Origin of the sequence: Myroides sp. DF42-4-2 (genome assembly GCF_030326445.1) — a bacterium.
GTDB lineage: Bacteria > Bacteroidota > Bacteroidia > Flavobacteriales > Flavobacteriaceae > Flavobacterium.
Map to the genome: position 1 here is coordinate 174771 of NZ_JACAKI010000002.1, position 18288 is coordinate 193058.

14 protein-coding genes are annotated in these 18288 nt (G+C 39.5%); 9 read left to right on the forward strand and 5 right to left on the reverse strand.

Annotated elements, in window-relative coordinates:
- Window positions 1–25: 25 nt before the first annotated feature.
- From HX062_RS03530 to HX062_RS03540, 3 genes are all read right to left on the reverse strand, one after another.
- Complete coding sequence (locus tag HX062_RS03530; RefSeq protein ID WP_286466424.1) at window positions 26–2302, reverse strand: FUSC family protein; 2277 nt, start codon at window positions 2300–2302, stop codon at window positions 26–28.
- A 206-nt stretch (window positions 2303–2508) separates the two neighbouring features.
- A complete protein-coding gene (locus HX062_RS03535; RefSeq protein WP_182626155.1) occupies window positions 2509–3210 on the reverse strand; it encodes an LrgB family protein in 702 nt (233 codons plus the stop codon).
- Window positions 3207–3554: a CidA/LrgA family protein gene (locus HX062_RS03540; protein WP_182626154.1), complete on the reverse strand. Its 348-nt coding sequence runs from the start codon at window positions 3552–3554 to the stop codon at window positions 3207–3209. Before HX062_RS03540 ends, HX062_RS03535 begins: the two co-directional genes overlap by 4 nt.
- A gap of 339 nt (window positions 3555–3893) precedes the next feature.
- On the opposite strand from HX062_RS03540, the gene HX062_RS03545 reads away from it, so the two are divergent.
- From HX062_RS03545 to HX062_RS03580, 8 genes are all read left to right on the forward strand, one after another.
- Window positions 3894–7061: a SusC/RagA family TonB-linked outer membrane protein gene (locus HX062_RS03545; RefSeq protein WP_286466427.1), complete on the forward strand. Its 3168-nt coding sequence runs from the start codon at window positions 3894–3896 to the stop codon at window positions 7059–7061.
- An 11-nt stretch (window positions 7062–7072) separates the two neighbouring features.
- Window positions 7073–8545, forward strand: coding sequence for a SusD/RagB family nutrient-binding outer membrane lipoprotein (locus HX062_RS03550; RefSeq protein WP_286466429.1), 1473 nt, complete (start codon window positions 7073–7075; stop codon window positions 8543–8545).
- Window positions 8546–8551: 6 nt separating this feature from the next.
- A complete protein-coding gene (locus tag HX062_RS03555; protein ID WP_286466430.1) occupies window positions 8552–11020 on the forward strand; it encodes a phosphocholine-specific phospholipase C in 2469 nt (822 codons plus the stop codon).
- A gap of 83 nt (window positions 11021–11103) precedes the next feature.
- A complete protein-coding gene (locus HX062_RS03560; RefSeq protein ID WP_286466431.1) occupies window positions 11104–11775 on the forward strand; it encodes an ArsR/SmtB family transcription factor in 672 nt (223 codons plus the stop codon).
- Window positions 11776–11978: 203 nt separating this feature from the next.
- Window positions 11979–13220 (forward strand): MFS transporter, encoded by a 1242-nt coding sequence (locus HX062_RS03565; RefSeq protein ID WP_286466432.1) that lies wholly within the window; start codon window positions 11979–11981, stop codon window positions 13218–13220.
- 98 nt (window positions 13221–13318) lie between these two features.
- Window positions 13319–14122 carry a helix-turn-helix domain-containing protein gene (locus tag HX062_RS03570; protein WP_286466433.1) on the forward strand — a complete coding sequence of 268 codons (804 nt, stop codon included), beginning with the start codon at window positions 13319–13321 and terminating at the stop codon, window positions 14120–14122.
- Window positions 14123–14201: 79 nt separating this feature from the next.
- Entirely contained in the window at window positions 14202–14594 is a 393-nt protein-coding gene (locus HX062_RS03575; RefSeq protein ID WP_182626148.1) for a RidA family protein, read from the forward strand.
- Window positions 14595–14736: 142 nt separating this feature from the next.
- A complete protein-coding gene (locus HX062_RS03580) occupies window positions 14737–15045 on the forward strand; it encodes a hypothetical protein (protein ID WP_286466434.1) in 309 nt (102 codons plus the stop codon).
- Here HX062_RS03580 and HX062_RS03585 read toward each other — a convergent pair.
- Window positions 15038–15523 (reverse strand): PaaI family thioesterase, encoded by a 486-nt coding sequence (locus tag HX062_RS03585; RefSeq protein WP_182626147.1) that lies wholly within the window; start codon window positions 15521–15523, stop codon window positions 15038–15040. The two genes, HX062_RS03580 and HX062_RS03585, sit on opposite strands and share 8 nt — an antisense overlap.
- A gap of 458 nt (window positions 15524–15981) precedes the next feature.
- On the opposite strand from HX062_RS03585, the gene msrB reads away from it, so the two are divergent.
- On the forward strand, window positions 15982–17070 hold the full coding sequence (gene msrB / locus HX062_RS03590) for a peptide-methionine (R)-S-oxide reductase MsrB (RefSeq protein ID WP_430530238.1): 1089 nt from the start codon (window positions 15982–15984) through the stop codon (window positions 17068–17070).
- A 25-nt stretch (window positions 17071–17095) separates the two neighbouring features.
- On the opposite strand, the gene HX062_RS03595 is transcribed toward msrB, so the two are convergent.
- Window positions 17096–18187 (reverse strand): NAD(P)H-dependent flavin oxidoreductase, encoded by a 1092-nt coding sequence (locus tag HX062_RS03595; RefSeq protein WP_286466436.1) that lies wholly within the window; start codon window positions 18185–18187, stop codon window positions 17096–17098.
- Window positions 18188–18288: the final 101 nt, after the last annotated feature.

The window sequence follows — 18288 nt, forward strand, 5'->3', positions numbered from 1 at the left end:
GTTGTCGAAAATTCACGCCGCGCAATTATCCTTTTTTGAATAATACCGTGGGATTTAATGTTATTTTTTTCTGTTGCATTTCCTCGCGTTTATCTCGGATCACTTTACTGATCTTTAAGATTTTTTCGGACAGATGGGCCAACCAGGTTAATTGTTGGATAACCATGGTCGATTCTTCCATTAGATTTTTAATTTGCGCATCATCAGAAAACGATTTTTTCAATTCGTATTCTCTGATGTTCTGCAAATAACTCATACTGACACGGAAACTTTCGATGTCTTCCGCAGTGATGAGGTCTTCTTCCGAAGGGGTGTTGTTGAGTAAATTATTGGTTAGCTGTAAGTTTTTATCAATGTAATTCATCACCATATTAAAGGATTCTGATGCTTTGGTCGTATGACGGGATTGTACATACACTCCAATAGAAGCCGCTGTGGATAAGAAGGTGTGATTCAATACCGCTAATTCATATATTTCCGAACGCAAACGCTGTTTGGATTTCGGTTCTTGAATCATGCGTTGAAAAGACGCCATTAAGTTTCCAATTTCAATAAAAGCGTATTTACGCGCTAATTTATAAGCAAGGGTTGGATCGTTCTTTTGATTGTAAATCTCTTTGATTTCCTTGACGTAATCTTGGTTGGCTTTGATGGATTTCGACAAGTGAACGTTTACATTTAAAAATTCCCAAGAAGGCCATAAGAGATAGTTCGCGCTTAAGGCTAAGAGGGCACCAATCACAGTATCAATTACGCGGTAAATCAAGAGGTCCATAAAATTAGGCGTAAGTATAGCGTAAATCAATACCACATACATGGTAATAAAAGTTACACCTACTTTGTAATCGGTATGGGAAAACCAATAGCCGAGAATCATCGTTAAGATCGTCAGATAGGCGATAATGGTGTGGTTGTCCTGGATGAGAAACAACAAGCCAAAGGCAATTAAGCCTCCTAGAACTGTACCGATTACACGCTCAAATGATCGGGTTTTCGTCAATCCATATCCAGGACGCATGATCACGACAATGGTCAACAAAATCCAATATCCGTTCAGCGGATTAAAGATATTACTGATGATAAGTCCAACTAAAATCGTCAGGGTAAGGCGGGTAGCATGTCTAAATATGGTGGAGTTAAACGTCAAGTTTTCAATTAATGTTCCCCAACGATAGTGAACAGGCGTTAAGAATTTTTCCAATTCTTTAAAGCGATCTTCTACGTTATCGCTAAAAACTTTTTCCGTTAAGATGCGCTCTAAGATGTGTATTTTATCTATCTGGCTTTGTGCATAGTGTAAAACGTTAGAAAATAGAAGGACGGCTTCGACTTTGTTGGGTGAAGTACTCGTAGCGATAAAGTCATTGAGTTTGGTTTGCAATGCCGATAATTTTCGGTCAAAGTCGTATTTCGGTTTATAGTTTAACCCCATGTTGAGGGAGTCGCTAATCTCTTTAATAGTGGTAGCAAAATCTTCTGCTAGTTGTTGATAATCGCGTATAATGGTCGGATCGTCCTCGAGTAATTCGTGTAATTTTTTGTGATCAAAAGAAGTAGAAACGGCAATTTCTAAGATTTCTACCAGCGTAGAGAAGGCCACGAGTAAGCGGCGGTTATTGGATGAGTTGCCTGTATTGGCTTTATTGAGCACCAAAAACTCTCGTAAATTCTCGTGTACTTCATTGAGTTTAATTTGAATATTGAGTTGTTCTTCTACGATTTTATCAGCATCCGCTTCTTTGGTCCACAATTGCGCGCGATACTGTAAGTATTCGGCGGTAAGGTCCATACATTCAGAAGTTTGTAATACGCCATAACGGCGAGGACGAATAAAGTAAAAGCTCAGGGAAACCACTAAATAAAGCAATCCACCTAGGAGTAAAAACAAACCGTGTAACCACAAATCTATCCCTTGATAGCTATGGGCTAATCCCAAGCTTGCTGCTAATAATCCACTAAAAGATAGCATATTGGCACGATGTCCATAAACGGAGATCATACTCAAACTAAAGATTATAAAGATGAATACCGGATAAAAAAACCAATGATTTTGGGTCAAGGACAACAGTAAAGTAACGAATGGAACGAGTAGTGCACCGACGAGAATACCGTTAATTTTGTCTTTTAGATTACTGGGAATATCGACGGGTGCGGTCAGTAACGCTCCAACAGCCATAGCAAACGCCCAGTCAAATTGTTGACTTGGCATAAATACTAAAAAGGGAATTACACCTGAGAGGGTGATTTTTAAGGAGTCTGCTAAATGGGTGTTGTCCGTGTATTTTCTTGCTTTATGAAGCATATATTCAGTGGCTTAGTTTTAGTTTTCTTTTTTACTCTGCAATTTTGTGTGTTTGAGCGGAATACTATCTACAGTTTTGTGCGATAGAAGTGATTTTAGATCACAATCTTTTAGATCGCAGTAATTTTTTCTATAAAGTTACTCAAAAAGCATTACCGTAGTTGGATTCCCGTCTTAATTTAATAATAATTTAAAACTAAAGCAAGTTATTGCAAAAAAGGCAGTAAGAACGATAAAATAAGCGGAGCTAAGATGGCCGTCAAAATCCCGTTAAAAATCATCCCTACACTTGCAAAAGCCCCGTATTTATTACTAATTTCCATGGCTTTCATCGTACCCATGGCATGAGAGGAAGTGCCCAGTGCGATTCCCTGTGACATGGGGTTGCTGATGTGGGTAATGCTGAGCAACTGAAAGCCAATCATACTGCCGAATATTCCCGCTATCATTACCGCTGCCGCAGTGATGGACGGAATGCCGTGTACGGTTTTGGAAATCTCAAGTGCAATAGGCGTGCTGACCGATTTAGGAACCAAAGAATAGATAATCTCCCGTTCGGCTCCTGTCCAATAGGCCAAAAATATGACAGATACAATTCCCGTGATACATCCTGCAAGTTGACTCAACACAATGGGAACTAGCTGTTTTTTAATCACAGGCCAGTTGAGGTATAACGGAATCGCTAAGGCTACAATTGACGGTTTTAGAAAAAAGTCAATGTATTGTCCTGCCTGACTAAAATTGGCATAAGGAATATCTAATACAACCAAGTAAGTGATTAATATGGCTGTGGATAAAATAATGGGATTGAAAATAATCCACTTGTATTTTTCAGTAAGTGAGAGTCCCAAAGCATAGAGGGCCACTACTAAAAACAGGAGAAACGTAGGGTTGGATAAAAAGCTCATTTTTTGCGTTTTCTTACTAATTGATGGGTTAATCCCGTTGTGAATACTACGAGGATGGTACTGATTAGAGTAGCAACGAGAAGAGGAATAAAGGACGCACTAAGCAGGTCGAAGTAATTGAGCATGGCCACACAAGGTGGAACGAAAAAAATACCCATGTTACGCATTAAAAAACCTGAAATGTCTCGAATTGCCTCCACTTTTACTGCTTTTGTTTGCAAGAGGATCCACAAAGTAATAAGACCGATAATACTAGAAGGAAGCTTGATGTCTGTAAGGTAAATGATTAATTCACCAAAGGCAAGGCAGCCAAAGATGACTGCAACTTGTTTGACTACGTTCATTTTGGATGTGATTTTTGTGCAAAATTACTAAAATGCATTGGGAGCAAGGGAGAAAATACGGGTGAATTTTGACCAATTAATCGTTAATTTTTATCCTAAAAAAAACAGTATACCTAAGAAAAATTGCTCGAATCAGAACGAATTATAGCGAAAAACACCTCGTGTAAATAAGATATTGAGTTGAAATAGAGGGAGTTGTTCTAAGATGTTATTTTATTGTTTCTTTTTGTTTTAATTCTTAATACTAAGTTAAAGTAAATCTGAGGATTCTTATTTTTAGCGTAATACGTTAGCAAGTCTAAAATACAATATTTGTCTCAACTAAATTAAAGAAGAATCATGAGACAACAATTACTATTTTGGAATACCGTATTCTTGTTTTGTATTACGCTGACCTATGCGCAACAAAAGCGTAATATTACAGGAGTTGTACAAGATGAAGCGGGATTAGAGTTGCCAGGGGCCTCTGTTGTGATTAAAGGAACAACAAGTGGAACAACCACCGATTTGAATGGAAAATTTACCTTATCAGTAGATGAGAAAGACTGGATTATTGTCTCTTTTATTGGGTACAAAAACGCTGAGAAAGCGGTGCAAAATACAGCGGACTTTACTTTTGTGTTACAACCCGAGCAAGCGTCTTTAGACGAAGTGGTAATTACCGCTTTAGGAATTACAAAAGCGGAGAAGAAGATTGGTTATGCCACACAAGCTATCGATGTCAAAAAAGTACAAGAAGTAGCCACACCTAATATGGGAAGTTTGTTGAGTGGTCAAGTAGCAGGACTTCAAGTATCTAATCCACCAGGGATGTTGCAATCGCCTAAATTTTCTTTAAGGGGAAAAGATCCATTAATTGTGATTGACGGAATACCTGTTACCACTGATTTTTACGATGTATCTCCTGAAGATATCGCCAATATCAACGTGCTCAAAGGAACTAGTGCATCCGTATTATACGGATCCTTAGGGCGTAATGGAGCGATTATGATTACGACAAAAAATGCGCAAACAGAGGGAGTTATGGTTGAGGTCTCTCAAAATACGATGATTAGTGCGGGTTATACGTTATTTCCTAAAACCCAAAATGAATACGGAAGTGGTTCTAATGGGCAATACGAATTCTGGGACGGAAAAGATGGGGGAATTAGCGATGGAGATATGATTTGGGGGCCTAAATTTGAAGCAGGAGTAAAAATTCCACAGTGGAACAGTCCGATTCGCGATAAAGCAACGGGAAGTGTCATTCCGTGGTACGGAAACGTAGAAGGAACACAATACAACGATAAGTCGCGCTATGAAAGAGTTCCTATTGCATGGGAATACCACGATAACTTAAAAGAATTCTTGGAAACCGGGATTATTTCACGTACGAATTTTGCCGTGACAAATAAGTCTGAAAAGGGATCGTTCCGCTTGGGTGGAGATTTTTCGTACAACAAGGATCGCGTGCCTAACACTAGCATGTACAGAGGAAGTTTGAATTTTAAATCAACCACCAAGCTGACAGATAAGTTGACCATGGATTCCAAGTTGTCTTATAGTCGCGTACACGCTCCTAATGTTCCAAACTACGACTACAATCCAAGTGGGCATATGTATACCATTTTAATTTGGATGGGAGATGATGTCAATGGACGCGATCTAAAAAACAATTTATGGACACCAGGAATGGAAGGGTATAAGCAGGCGAGTTACAATTATGCCTGGTATAACAACCCTTGGTTTGGTTCAGAATACTTTAAGCGAATTTGGAATAAAGATGTAACCAATGCACAGTTGAGCTTGAGCTATCAAGTCTCCGAAGACTTGGTGTTACAAGGGCGTGCTTCGATGATTTCTACCAATAATAATACCGAATTACAAAGTCCTAAATCCTATTTTAACTACAGTGCTTCCAGAGAAGGAGGGTATAGCTTAGATAAAAATGATCGCTTAGATGTGGATTACGATTTTTTGGCGATGTACAACAAAAGCATTACGGATAACTTGGGTATCAGTGTGAATGCTGGAGCTGCTTCTCGTTATTACCGTTTGACTAATGCCTATTCAGCAGCAGATGGACTTACCGTGCCGGGGGTACACAACTTAGGAAACTCAAAAGGACCTGTAACGGCGACAAATTACCTTGAGAAAAAAGCAGTAAACAGTGTTTATGGAACCATCGAATTTGATTTGTATAACGCGTTTTTCTTAAGTTTTGCAGGTCGCAACGACTGGTCTTCTGCTTTGGCTAAGAGTCAACGTTCGTATTTTTACCCTTCTGCTTCTTTGAGTGTCGTAGTGTCAAATTTGATCGAGATGCCCCATCAAATTGACTACTTGAAAGTTTATACATCTTGGGCTAATGTTTCAAGTGATTTAACTCCTTATCAATTGCAATCAACTTATTCGCCTGTCAATCCGTCGTTTAACGGGAACCAAATGGTTGAATATCCCAATGCGGTTTTAAATCCATACTTACTTCCTGAAAAATCAAAAACCTTTGAGGTGGGACTGTCTAGTGCATTTTACAAAAAACGCCTCAACCTAGACGTGACCTATTACCGCGTATTGGATTCAAACTTTATTATCGATTATCCCGTTTCAGAGGCTTCTGGGTTTAATAATATGAAAGTCAACGGCAATGAATACACCACAAATGGTTGGGAGGTTACCCTTTCAGGAGCTGTAGTAAAGAACGACAATTTTCAATGGAATTCAGCAATTAACTGGAGTGCGCGAACCCGACGTCTGACTAAGATTCACGAAGGAGCAGCCCAGTTTGGTGATTTGAGACTCAACGATAGAGTGGATGCTTACTATGGAACAGAATGGATGAAATCACCTGATGGGAAAGTGATTTTAGATGAGAAAACAGGAATGCCAACGGCGAATAAACAAGCAACTTATCTAGGACATAGAGACCCTAAATGGACCTTGGGATGGAACAACAGTTTTAAGTATAAAAATTGGGGCTTAAACATTGGAATTGACGGTATTTGGGGCGGTGTAATGCGCTCTGAAGTAGTGGAAAAAATGTGGTGGGGCGGTAAACACCCGGAATCGGTTCAATACAGAGATCAAGAATACAAATCAGGAAATCCAGTATTCGTTCCTGAAGGGGTGAATCTCGTTTCAGGTGAATTAGTAACCGATGTACAGGGGAATGTTATTTCAGATACCCGCGTGTTTAAAACACATACGGGAAGTGTAAGCTGGCAAAGTTGGGCGCAAAACTACCCCTACCGCGCTAGAGTAACGGAAAAAGAAAGCAAATTATTTGCCAACGTATTCGATCGTACCTATTTCAAATTGAGAACACTGAGCTTGTCTTACGATTTTACACCGATGGTTAAGTCATCCAAAATCAGTCAGTTGTCGGCTTCATTAACAGGGTATAACCTGTGGATGTGGAAAAAGTCAAAAGGATTATATTCCGATCCTGATTACGATACAGCATCGAAAAACGATATCCAAGATCCTTCCACGCGCTGGATAGGATTAGGCCTACAAGTTAAATTTTAATACCCATGATCATGAAAAAATACCTTAAAACACTATATGCAATTACCTTGGCTTTAACCGTAGTAGGATGCCATGATTTAGATCGATTGAATGAAGATCCAAATAAAATTAAAGAAACGGATCCGTATTTACTGCTGACTAAGATTGAAAAATCAGCTTTTTCCTTACAGAATATTGATAAAGAATATGCAGCGCGTATGATTATTCAAACAGATGGTGAAAGCACCTATCAGTATTTGAAATGGGGAAGTAAGGGATTTAATCGCTATAATGATTTGCTGCAAACCAAGAAAATGATGGATGAAGCAACGCGAACGGGTAAAGAGGAATACCTAGCAATTGGACATTTCTTAAAGGCACATTTCTTTTATGAATTGACGATGAACTTTGGTGATATTCCCTTTTCTGAAGCCTTACTAGGGGAAGGAGATATTCAATTTCCGAAGTACGATGAGCAAGAAGCTGTATTTGTTGGCATTTTAGAGGAGCTAGATCAGGCATCTCAAATAATCAAGAAGGATGCAACCCTACAAGGGGATATAATTTACAACGGAAACTTGCATCGTTGGGAAAAGTTAATTGAATCCTATAAGTTAAAAGTCCTTTTAACCCTTTCTAAAAAACAAAAAGTAGGGACCCTAAATATCGCCCAGCGCTTTAATGAGATCTATCAAAAAGGGGTATTATTGATGGACAATGCAGATAATGGACAGCTGACCTTTTTTGATCAAGCGGGGAGTCGTTATCCTCAGTTTAACTCGAGTTCGTATGGATCTAGTATGTATATGTCGAGTACGTTTGTCAACTTACTAAAGGAGTTGAAAGATCCAAGGTTGTTTGCCTTTGCTCAACGCACTGCTACAGCCCTAGAAAACGGATTAGCTGAAGATGATTTTAATGGATATAACGGTGGGGATCCTATTGTACCTTATGCAGAAAATGAAAAATTAGTACAAAGCAAAAACATCTCCAAGGTTAGAAATAGGTACTACCAAGATCCAACAACAGAAACAAATGTGATTTTGAGCTATTCGGAATTGCAATTTATTTTAGCAGAAGCCGCAGCAAGAGGTTGGATTGCTGGCAATGCAGAGGAGTTTTATCTCAAGGGGATTAAAGGAAATTTTGAATACTACGCCCAATACGCAAAAGGGTTGGCGCACTACTATGGTGCTGAGCAATACGAGGGCTATGTACAACAAGAGGCTGTGCGCTATAAAGGAGGGGATATAGCGTCTCAATTGAAACAAATTTTGACTCAAAAGTATTTAATAATGTTTCACCAAGCGGGGATGACAATTTACTACGATTATTTGCGCACCGGATACCCTGAGTTTAAACTTCAACAAGGGGTTACTGCTCCAACAAGATGGCAGTATCCGAGTTCAGAATACAGTCGAAATCAAGAGAATTTACAAAAAGCATTGGATCGTCAGTTTAGTGGTTCAGATAATATTAGAGGAATTAGTTGGTGGTTAAAATAAGCAAAGATGAGTACGACAAGAAGAGATTTTATTAAAACGTCATCCCTTTTTATGGGCGGGATGACGGTTTTAAATGCCATGCCCGCTTCTATACAGCGTGCATTGAGCATTGAAGCAAACCCAGGAACCACCTTTCTCGATGCGGAGCACGTGGTGTTTTTGATGCAAGAAAACCGCTCTTTTGATCATTGTTACGGAACGTTAAGTGGGGTGCGTGGATTTAATGATCCCCGTGTTATTCGCCAGCCGAATCAACTGCCTGTCTGGTTTCAAAAAGACCAAGATCACTCCATTTACGGGCCGTTTCGCTTGGATATTGAAAATACCAAAATCACCTGGATGGGTAGTTTACCCCACAGTTGGAAGGATATGGTGGAAGCGAGAAATGATGGGAAAATGGATCAATGGTTACTCGCCAAGAAACCAGGAAATAAAGAATACGCCCACATGCCACTAACTATGGGGTATTTTACAAGGGAAGACATCCCTTTTTACTATGCCTTTGCCGATGCTTTTACCGTTTGTGATCAGCATTTTTGCTCTTCTTTGACTGGAACAAGCGCTAATCGTTCTTACTTTTGGGCAGGCGCTATACGCGAGAATCCTCGCGATCCCAATTCTGTAGCTCACGTCAATAATGGCCAAATCAACTACCAAGACGTCAGCTGGAAAACCTATCCAGAACGATTGGAAGAAAATAATATCTCGTGGAAAGTATACCAAAATGAATTAAGCCTGCCTGTCGGGTTTTCGGATATAGAGGAAGCGTGGTTGGCGAATTTTACAGATAATAACCTGGAATTCTACAAACAGTATAACGTGCGTTATCATAAAGCACATATCCATTTCAAACAATTGGAATTAAAGCGTTTACAAGATAAAATACAAAAAGAAATACAAGGAGGTACGACTGTTGACACCTTGCTCCAAGAGCAAGCGAAACTAGAGCAATACTTAGAACAATATGGAGAAGATGCTTTTGGGAGGTTGAGTACTTTTGAACAAAATATTCACAACAAGGCCTTTACTACTAATACAGCAGATCCCGCCTATCACAAATTGGAAGAGATTGAATATCAGGAAAATGGAGTAGTAAAAAAAGTTGAAGTACCACAAGGAGATATTTTATATCAGTTCAGAAAAGACGTCAACCAAGACGCATTGCCTATGGTAAGTTGGTTGGTTGCGCCTTGTAATTTCTCAGATCATCCGGGAGCTCCTTGGTTTGGTGCTTGGTATGTATCTGAAGTATTGGATATTTTGACTAAAAATCCAGACGTGTGGAAAAAAACCATTTTTATTCTGACATATGATGAAAATGATGGGTATTTTGACCATGTACCCCCTTTTGTGCCACCATTGAGTACAGATAAAAATCAAGGAAAAGTCTCAGGAAACTTAGATACGCAAGACGAATGGGTGACGCGTGAACAAGACAAAGCAAGGGATAACAAGAGTAATTTGGCAAGCCCAATTGGCTTGGGATATCGCGTGCCTATGGTAGTGGCTTCTCCTTGGACCAGAGGGGGATGGGTTAATTCTGAAGTGTGCGATTTAACATCAACCCTGCAGTTCTTGGAGTATTTCATAGAGAAAAAAACAGGAAAAAAAGTGATAGAAGAAAATTTATCTCTATGGAGAAGAGGTACCTGTAGTAATATGACTTCTGTGTTTCAACCAGCTAATGATTTGAAAAAATTGGAGATTGACTTTGTAGATCGCAATAAATATGTAGAACGTATTTTATCTGCTCGAAACAAAAACCTACCCCATGGTTTCTCACAATATAGCGCTGTTGAGCTGCAACAGCAACAAGTGTGGAATGACCTCAAAGCTTTTCCAAAACAAGAAAGAGGGGTGAAAAAAGCCTGTGGATTGCCCTATAATATCAATGCCAATATAAGAGTGAAGGCCAAAGAAGTAGAAATGCATTTTGAAATCGAAGCTAATCAGTTGAAAAACAAAGCGTATTTGGCTCCCCTTCAAGTGTATTCCCATCAAAAGTTTCAAGGCGAAAATGGAAGAAATTGGAATTTTAGTGTAGATGAAAACGACCCAATTACCTATGCTTGGAACAAACAAGCCCTAGAAGACGGACTGTATAACTTTAGTGTACATAGTTTTAATGGCTTCTATCGCAATTTTAAGGGTCATATAGCGGATCCCCAAGTAGAAATTGACTTTAGGGTGCTGACCAATCAAATGATACAACTCGTCTTGAAAAACAAGACAAACCTACCCCTTTCGTTTTTTATACAAGACGTAGTGTACGAAAAAACAAACCAAAAAATAACCGTTGACCCTCAGGCTGAACAATTAATCGAATTGGACTATGCCAACTATAAAGGGTGGTATGATGTTATAGTTACTTTGGTAGATCACAAGGCTTTTATGTATCAATATGCTGGTCATATCGAAAACGGAAAAAGTAGTATTACGGATCCCTATATGGCGAGTTTTTCAAAGTGGAATTAGGAGTACGCTTGACGGTAAACCGTAACAAAATAACGTATCTTTGTTGTATTCAGTAAGTGATTCGTTTGTAAAAGAAGTAAATTGTGGATAAGAGAGCATTTAAGACTACCGTTTATACAGAACTATCAAAAGTAGTTAAAGCTATGGCTAACCCCGTTCGACTCGAGATCATTGATCTATTAGCCCAAGGGCCTTTTACAGTTGAACAACTAGCTACTTCGATCGATCAATCTGTGGCCAATACCTCTCAGCATCTTCAAAACTTAAAAAATGCCGCGCTAGTTCAGGTGAATAAACAAGGAAATTTTGTTTTGTATACCTTGAGCAGTAAGAGCGTATACCAAACTTGGCTGTCCTTGCGAACGCTTGGAATGGAGTTTAATGCAGAAATAGAAAAGACCATTGGCGACTTCAGACAAGAGGTAAACGCAACTGTACAGGGGATCAAGGCTGAAAACTTATCAGAAATGCTAGAACGAGAAGAAGTGCTATTGCTCGACGTACGACCGGAAGAAGAATTCCATCGGGGGCATATTGAGCATGCCCTTTCCATTCCAATCAGTCGATTAGCAGAATCACTGGAAAACTTAACAAAGAAAAAGACCCTTGTTGTTTACTGTAGAGGTCCCTTTTGTGTTTATGCAGATCAAGCCGTTGCTTTGTTAATCAGCAAGGGATTTAAAGCAATTCGCCTGGAAGAAGGGTATGGCGAATGGGCATTATTAGGTTTACCCACCCGTCAAACAGAAGACTAAAAAGCAAAAATAATATTCAAAAGAGGCCTATGCATCCGTCATTAGCGCCTCTTTTGTGTTTTAATCACTTTTGAATACCGATGAAAGAGCAGACCAAGCATTTCTTAACCATCTATTCAATAACTTTATTGAATAGATGGTTAAGAAATGCTATATTTGTCCTTCCACAGTTGGTGGGAAAGAGCAAACAAAACAAACAACCTATGAAGGCTATACAATTAGGATTAAAAGAAAACTGGCAGCAATTCACCCTTTTGGTACTTGTCAATATGATGGTTGGTGGAATGGTGGGATTGGAGCGCACAGTAGTTCCTTTGGTAGGAACACAAGAGTTTGGGATTCAATCGGAAGTGGTCATTTTTTCCTTTATCATCGCATTTGGGGTAGTGAAGGCTTTGACCAATTTAGTTTCTGGTGTATTAGCCGATCGGTATACGCGTAAAAAGGTTTTGGTTTTGGGGTGGCTCATCGGTTTACCTGTTCCTTTTTTATTGGGCTATGGACCGTCGTGGAATTGGATTTTACTGGCCAATATATTGTTGGGTATTAGCCAAGGGTTGGCGTGGTCGATGACGGTTAATATGAAGATCGATTTGGTAGGGAGCAAGCGCAGAGGATTGGCAATGGGATTAAATGAAGCTGCTGGTTATGGCGCAGTTGGGATTACAGCCTTGTTGACGGGAATTATTGCGTCCCACTACGGATTGCGTCCCGCGCCTTTTTACTTAGGTATTGCCTACACAATTCTTGGTTTGATCCTATCTGTTTTAGTGATTAAAGATACGCGTGCCTACGCCAAAATTGAAGCCAATCTACATGCGCAATCCGCAACTGTTCCACAAGAACGACCGAGTTTGTGGTGGGTATTCAAAGAAACATCGTGGAAGAGTAAAAACCTATTTTCCATTTCGCAAGCGGGATTAATCAATAACCTCAATGACGGCATGTCTTGGGGGGTATTCCCTTTGCTTTTTATGTCAATGGGAGTAGGCGTAGAAGGCGTTGGATGGATTAAGGCTGTTTATCCAGTTGTTTGGGGAGTTGGACAAATTGTGACAGGACCGTTGACCGATAGGTGGGGGAGAAAACCGTTGATTGTTTGGGGTATGTTCGTCCAAGTGCTTGGGCATATCGTCATTGGTATTGAGAGATTTGATCCCTTGACTGCTGGATTAGTAGGATCAATCCTATTGGGAATAGGAACGGCGATGGTGTATCCTGCCTTACTAGCTGCCGTGAGTGATGCGGCGCATCCCAATTGGCGTGCTTCCTCCTTGGGGGTTTATCGATTTTGGCGAGATATGGGTTATGCTGTTGGGGCTTTAATGGCGGGTATTGTTGGTAATTATTTCGGCTTGAGATGGGCGGTACACTTGGCGGGATTTCTTACACTCCTTTCGGGAATTGTCGTTTGGATTCGCATGAGAGAAACACTGGTTAAGTAACTGTTATTGAATAAGCCTGGCGTAGCGATGCGCTTTATCCCAATTGGAACTGCCAAGGATAAAAATACTATCTTTGCTCTTACCAAGTACATAGGACGATGCGATATCAAGAAATTAAACCCATTCCCGCTTTAAAAGAATACATCCGCTACTTTTGGGTGTTAGAAAGTGGAGAACAACAAGGGGAACGTCAGTTTAAAGTACTACCTGATGGAATTCCCGCTTTGATTTATCAAGATTCGCCCAATCTGTTTCGAGACGAACGAGAAGTAGTCACTCCTCAACTTTATGTGTATGGAGCCTTTACAACCTATACCAACCAGGTCATAACCGGACCTTTTCGCCTGATTGGTGCATATTTTGAACCCACTGCCTTAAAAGCCATTTTTAAAGTAGATGCCTTTGAACTGACGAATCAAAATATCCCCCTGGACGATTTGGTCTCTACTTCACTTTTAGAACGATTAGGCTATGCCAAAACAGTAGAAGAGAAAATTTCACTGCTTTCACATTTTGTAGTAGACCAAATTCAAGCGGTACAATACGAAAATCAAAAGGCCAAATACGCTTCAATTCTACTACAACAAGGAGAATCGCTATCGGAAATTCAGCGCAAAATGCAGCTATCTGAACGCACATTAGAGCGATTGATCAAGCAACATATCGGCATGTCACCCAAACAATTTTCGAGAATTATTCGCTTTCAATCGGGTTTAGCGCTCTTGCGCACAAGAGAATTCGATACGCTAACTAGTCTCGTTTACGAGCAAGAGTATTTTGATCAATCGCATTATATCCGAGAGTTTAAGACCTTTACAGGAAATAATCCCACGCAGTTCTTGCAGTATTCGAATGAAAAACTGACGAACTTTCCCGAATGGAAAACAGCCAAAGACGAATAATTTTAAAGCTGTCGGTTTTATCCAATTTAGGCAAAAGATGACGCTTTAGTTTTGCAGTATAATTTTAAAAAGAGAAAAAATGCAAAACAAAATCAGTCGAATGAATCCTGTTAATGTACCTCACCCAGTAGGAAAATACGCTCATGTGACTATCATCCCCAAAGATGCAACACTTTATACCTTTTCAGGCCAAATTGGCATCAATGCAGAAGGCGTGATTCCGTCTAATTTTAATGAACAAGTAAAATTGACTTTTGACAATATTCAAGCTCTATTAGCTAGTCAAGACTTGACTGCTGCAGATGTAATCAAAGTGAATATATGGGCCACACAAACCATCGATTGGGAATATTTTGACCAGATCTGGATTAGCGTTTTTGGAAATCAATATCCATCCATGACCGTTGCGTATATTTCCGCTTTAGGATTGCCAGAAATTGCGATTGAAATTGAAATTTGGGCCGCGAAGTAAAAGAAATATCCTTTTTGTATTGGTATAAAAAGGATGTTTGATTTTAGTATGAAATTAAGTGTAAGTGGTTGATTTTTAGATTTTTAATTTGATTTATTGTTGCTAATTTTATAGAATAATAACCATTAAAAATTTTATCCATATGAAAAAATTACTCGTCTGCTTTTTAGCAATCACTAGCATTTTTATTACGGGATGTAGTAAAGAAGAAATAGTAAAGGATTCTTCCACATTTCAGTTAACAGAACAAGAATATCGAGAAAAAGTTATTGAAATGAATGCAATCTTTGATAAATATGGTGCTTATGATGATGGTACAATTTCGTATGACTATAACAAAAAAGAGCATCGAATAGCAATTGAAAAACTTGACTTAAACGAATTAGAAAATTTTTTTATTGAACTTCATTCTGAAGAGGGATTGAAAAGGGTAGAGGATGAATTTACCTAAATATCATACAAGTAGATACGGCATGGGCGTAAACGGTTCCCTCTGGGTCAAGCAATCTCGATTCCATATAGGCTGTTGTGCGACCTTGGTGAATGATGGTGGTATGGGTGTGTAAAACAGGGCTGTCTTTGGTGATTTTTTTGAGGAAATTCACTTTTAGATCCAAAGAGGTAAAACTTTCTCCTGCAGCTAGGGTGGTAAGTAATGTACAGCCAATTGCTGTATCTAATACGGTACTGATCACTCCCCCGTGAATCGTACCAATCAGATTGTATAAAAAGGCTGAAGGGTGTAATTCAAAAACAGCTTGTCCTTTTTCAACCGTGCGTAGTGTACTGCCAATGGTATCTAACGTAGGGGCTTGGGGTAGTGTACCTTCAAGTACACGAACTAAGATCTCATATCCAGTAAGGTTTTTAGCTTCTTCTAAAACAGCAGTTGGGGCTTCCCAAGTATAGGTACGGGTATTTTTTGACATGTGAATTGAATTTTTATACTAGTATTTAGTTCATGTGCAAGATACGGTATTTTGGTTTATGGTTTATGGTTCACATTTTACGGTTCACTATTTCCCTTTTGACAACACCATTTTAGTCGCTAGAAAAAGCAACACACTGCCCATAAACCACTTTTGTATTTTTACCCAAAAAGGTTTTTTTTGAAAAAAGGAATCATCGTTGTGGTTTTTAAGTCGGTAACAGAGACAGTAGAACCTGGTTTATTCGCTGTGAACGGTATAGAATCAGCTTTACTTTCTGGAGGTGAAAGGTATTTTAAACATCTTTTTGTACCAAATTTTTTTTGAGGAGGTTTAGAAAAAAAGAGGATAGGGTGAGAGCGTTAAATTTATGTTTTATTGTAGAGAGACTTGTAAAAAAATCAATACTTTGCAGGAAATAGAAATAAAGATAGGGTAAACCGTTAACATACAGGACCATGAAAAAAGTTATTTTTATAGTTATACTAGCAGCAAGCGGATTGGTACTAGCGAATAGCAGTTGGTTTCACAACAATAAATCAAGAGAGGAAATGATTGATCACACAGGGAGAGGAAAGAAGAAAGACAGAAGAGAAATCTATTTTGCAGGTGGTTGTTTTTGGGGAACGGAACACTTCTTTCAACAGGTAAGAGGCGTGCTATCTACGACAGTAGGGTATGCCAATGGAACGACCAGTGCGCCAACATATAAAGAAGTAACCACAGGGAATACCGGTTTTGCAGAAGCAGTGAAAGTAGTGTATGATCCACAAACGGTAGATTTTGAATTGTTACTAGATTTGTTTCTCAAGACTATTGATCCAACAACCTTAAACCGACAAGGCAATGATGTGGGGACCCAATACCGCAGTGGAATTTATTATGTTAATCCAGAAGATGAAGCCTTAATTTCGCAAAAAATTAAGGCATTAGCTCAAACCTATACCCAAAAAATAGTGGTAGAAGTAGAACCTTTGCGCAATTTTTACGATGCAGAAACCTACCATCAGAACTATTTAGACAAAAATCCAGGGGGCTATTGTCATATAGGAGCGGATTTATTTGAGTATGCGCGAAATGCCAACCCCAAAAAGAAACAGGCTTATCAGCGTCAGGAGAAGGAAGTGTTAAAACAGAGTTTGACTCCTATTCAATATGAAGTAACGCAAAATAACGGGACAGAACGAGCCTATAGCAATGAGCTGTGGAAGGAATTTGGCGAGGGAATTTATGTAGATATTACCACAGGTGAACCTTTGTTTATCTCTTCTGATAAGTACGATGCAGGCTGTGGTTGGCCGAGTTTTACAAAACCTATTGACAAGAAATTAATAGCTAAAAAAACAGATAACAGTCACGGGATGAAACGTGTAGAGGTGAGAAGTAACACGGGTGATGCGCATTTGGGTCATGTTTTTAACGACGGTCCTGCGGAAACGGGCGGCCTGCGTTATTGTATCAATGGGGCGTCATTGCGCTTTATTCCCAAAGCAGAAATGAAAACAGCAGGTTATGAAGACTATCTTCCGTTGCTCGATAAAAAATAAAGGCGAAATTTCTTCGCCTTTTTTTTTAATCGGTTGTGGAGCTATGGGTTTCCACCTCGTGAATGAGTTGGGTGAGAATCGCTTTGATGGAAGCCCCACTATAGGGACCTCTTGATTGTCCCGTCCATAGGCTCAAAAACTCGGGATCTTCGTTTTGTTTTGCTATGCGCCTCAATGCTACAGTGAGCTTGTTCTGGAAGGGATAGGGTAGGATGTAATCGGTGTGGTCCAGTTGCTTGGTAAAGGTGTTGTTTAATCCTCTAGCATAGCGACCTGAAAAACTTTTCGTCAACACCAAATCATTGGCTTTAGCATGACGCAAGGCTTCTTTTTCAAATTCGGCTAGATTGCTCTCTTGGGATCCCATTAATAAGCTGCCAATGGCAAATCCTTCTGCACCAAGGGCTTTAGTAGCTAAGATTGTTTTGGCATTGTAGAGTCCACCTGCGTAAATCAACGGTACACGGACCGCATCAGACACTTGAGCAAGTAAGGATAAGCCGCCGATTTTTGGTAGGGTTTCACTTAAAAATGTTCCTTGGTGACCACCTGCTTCTATTCCTTGTACACAAATGAGATCGATTCCTTTTTCTTCTAGTACTTTGGCTTCTTCTACGGAAGTGCATGTACCGATGAGTACAATGTGATGGGCCTTTAATTTGGCAATCGTAGAATCGTCAAAAACGCCAAAGGTGAAGCTAACTATTTTGCACCCTTCCGCAATAATTGCATCCACTTGATCGCGGTAATCTGTGTACTGTACTTCATCATAGGGAGCTAAGTTGACTGTTATATTTGATTTTTGGGCTAAGTCTTCAATAAATTGTTTAGTCCGTGTATATTGACGCTCTAATTCCGCTGTGCGTTCCGGCAAGGGATTTAAAAATATATTCACTGCAAACGGATGAGATGTAAGTTGTTTGGTGGCTCGAATGAGTGCTGTGCATTTTGACGCTGGTAAATCACCCAAAGGCAAGGTGCCTAATACGCCAATTTCGCCCGCTGCCGCAACCATTTGAGGAGTTGCTACCCCAAACATAGGTGCTTGAATGATCGGGTATTTAGTTTGTACTAGTTGTGTAATTCGATTGTCCCAAGTAAAATTTCCTGTTTGCATATGCTGTAGCTTTATTGGTTAATACTCAAAAGTACAAGGAAAAATAAAAGTATAAGATGATAAATAGCAGTATTTTGGTTGAATGACAAATAAAAAAAGCC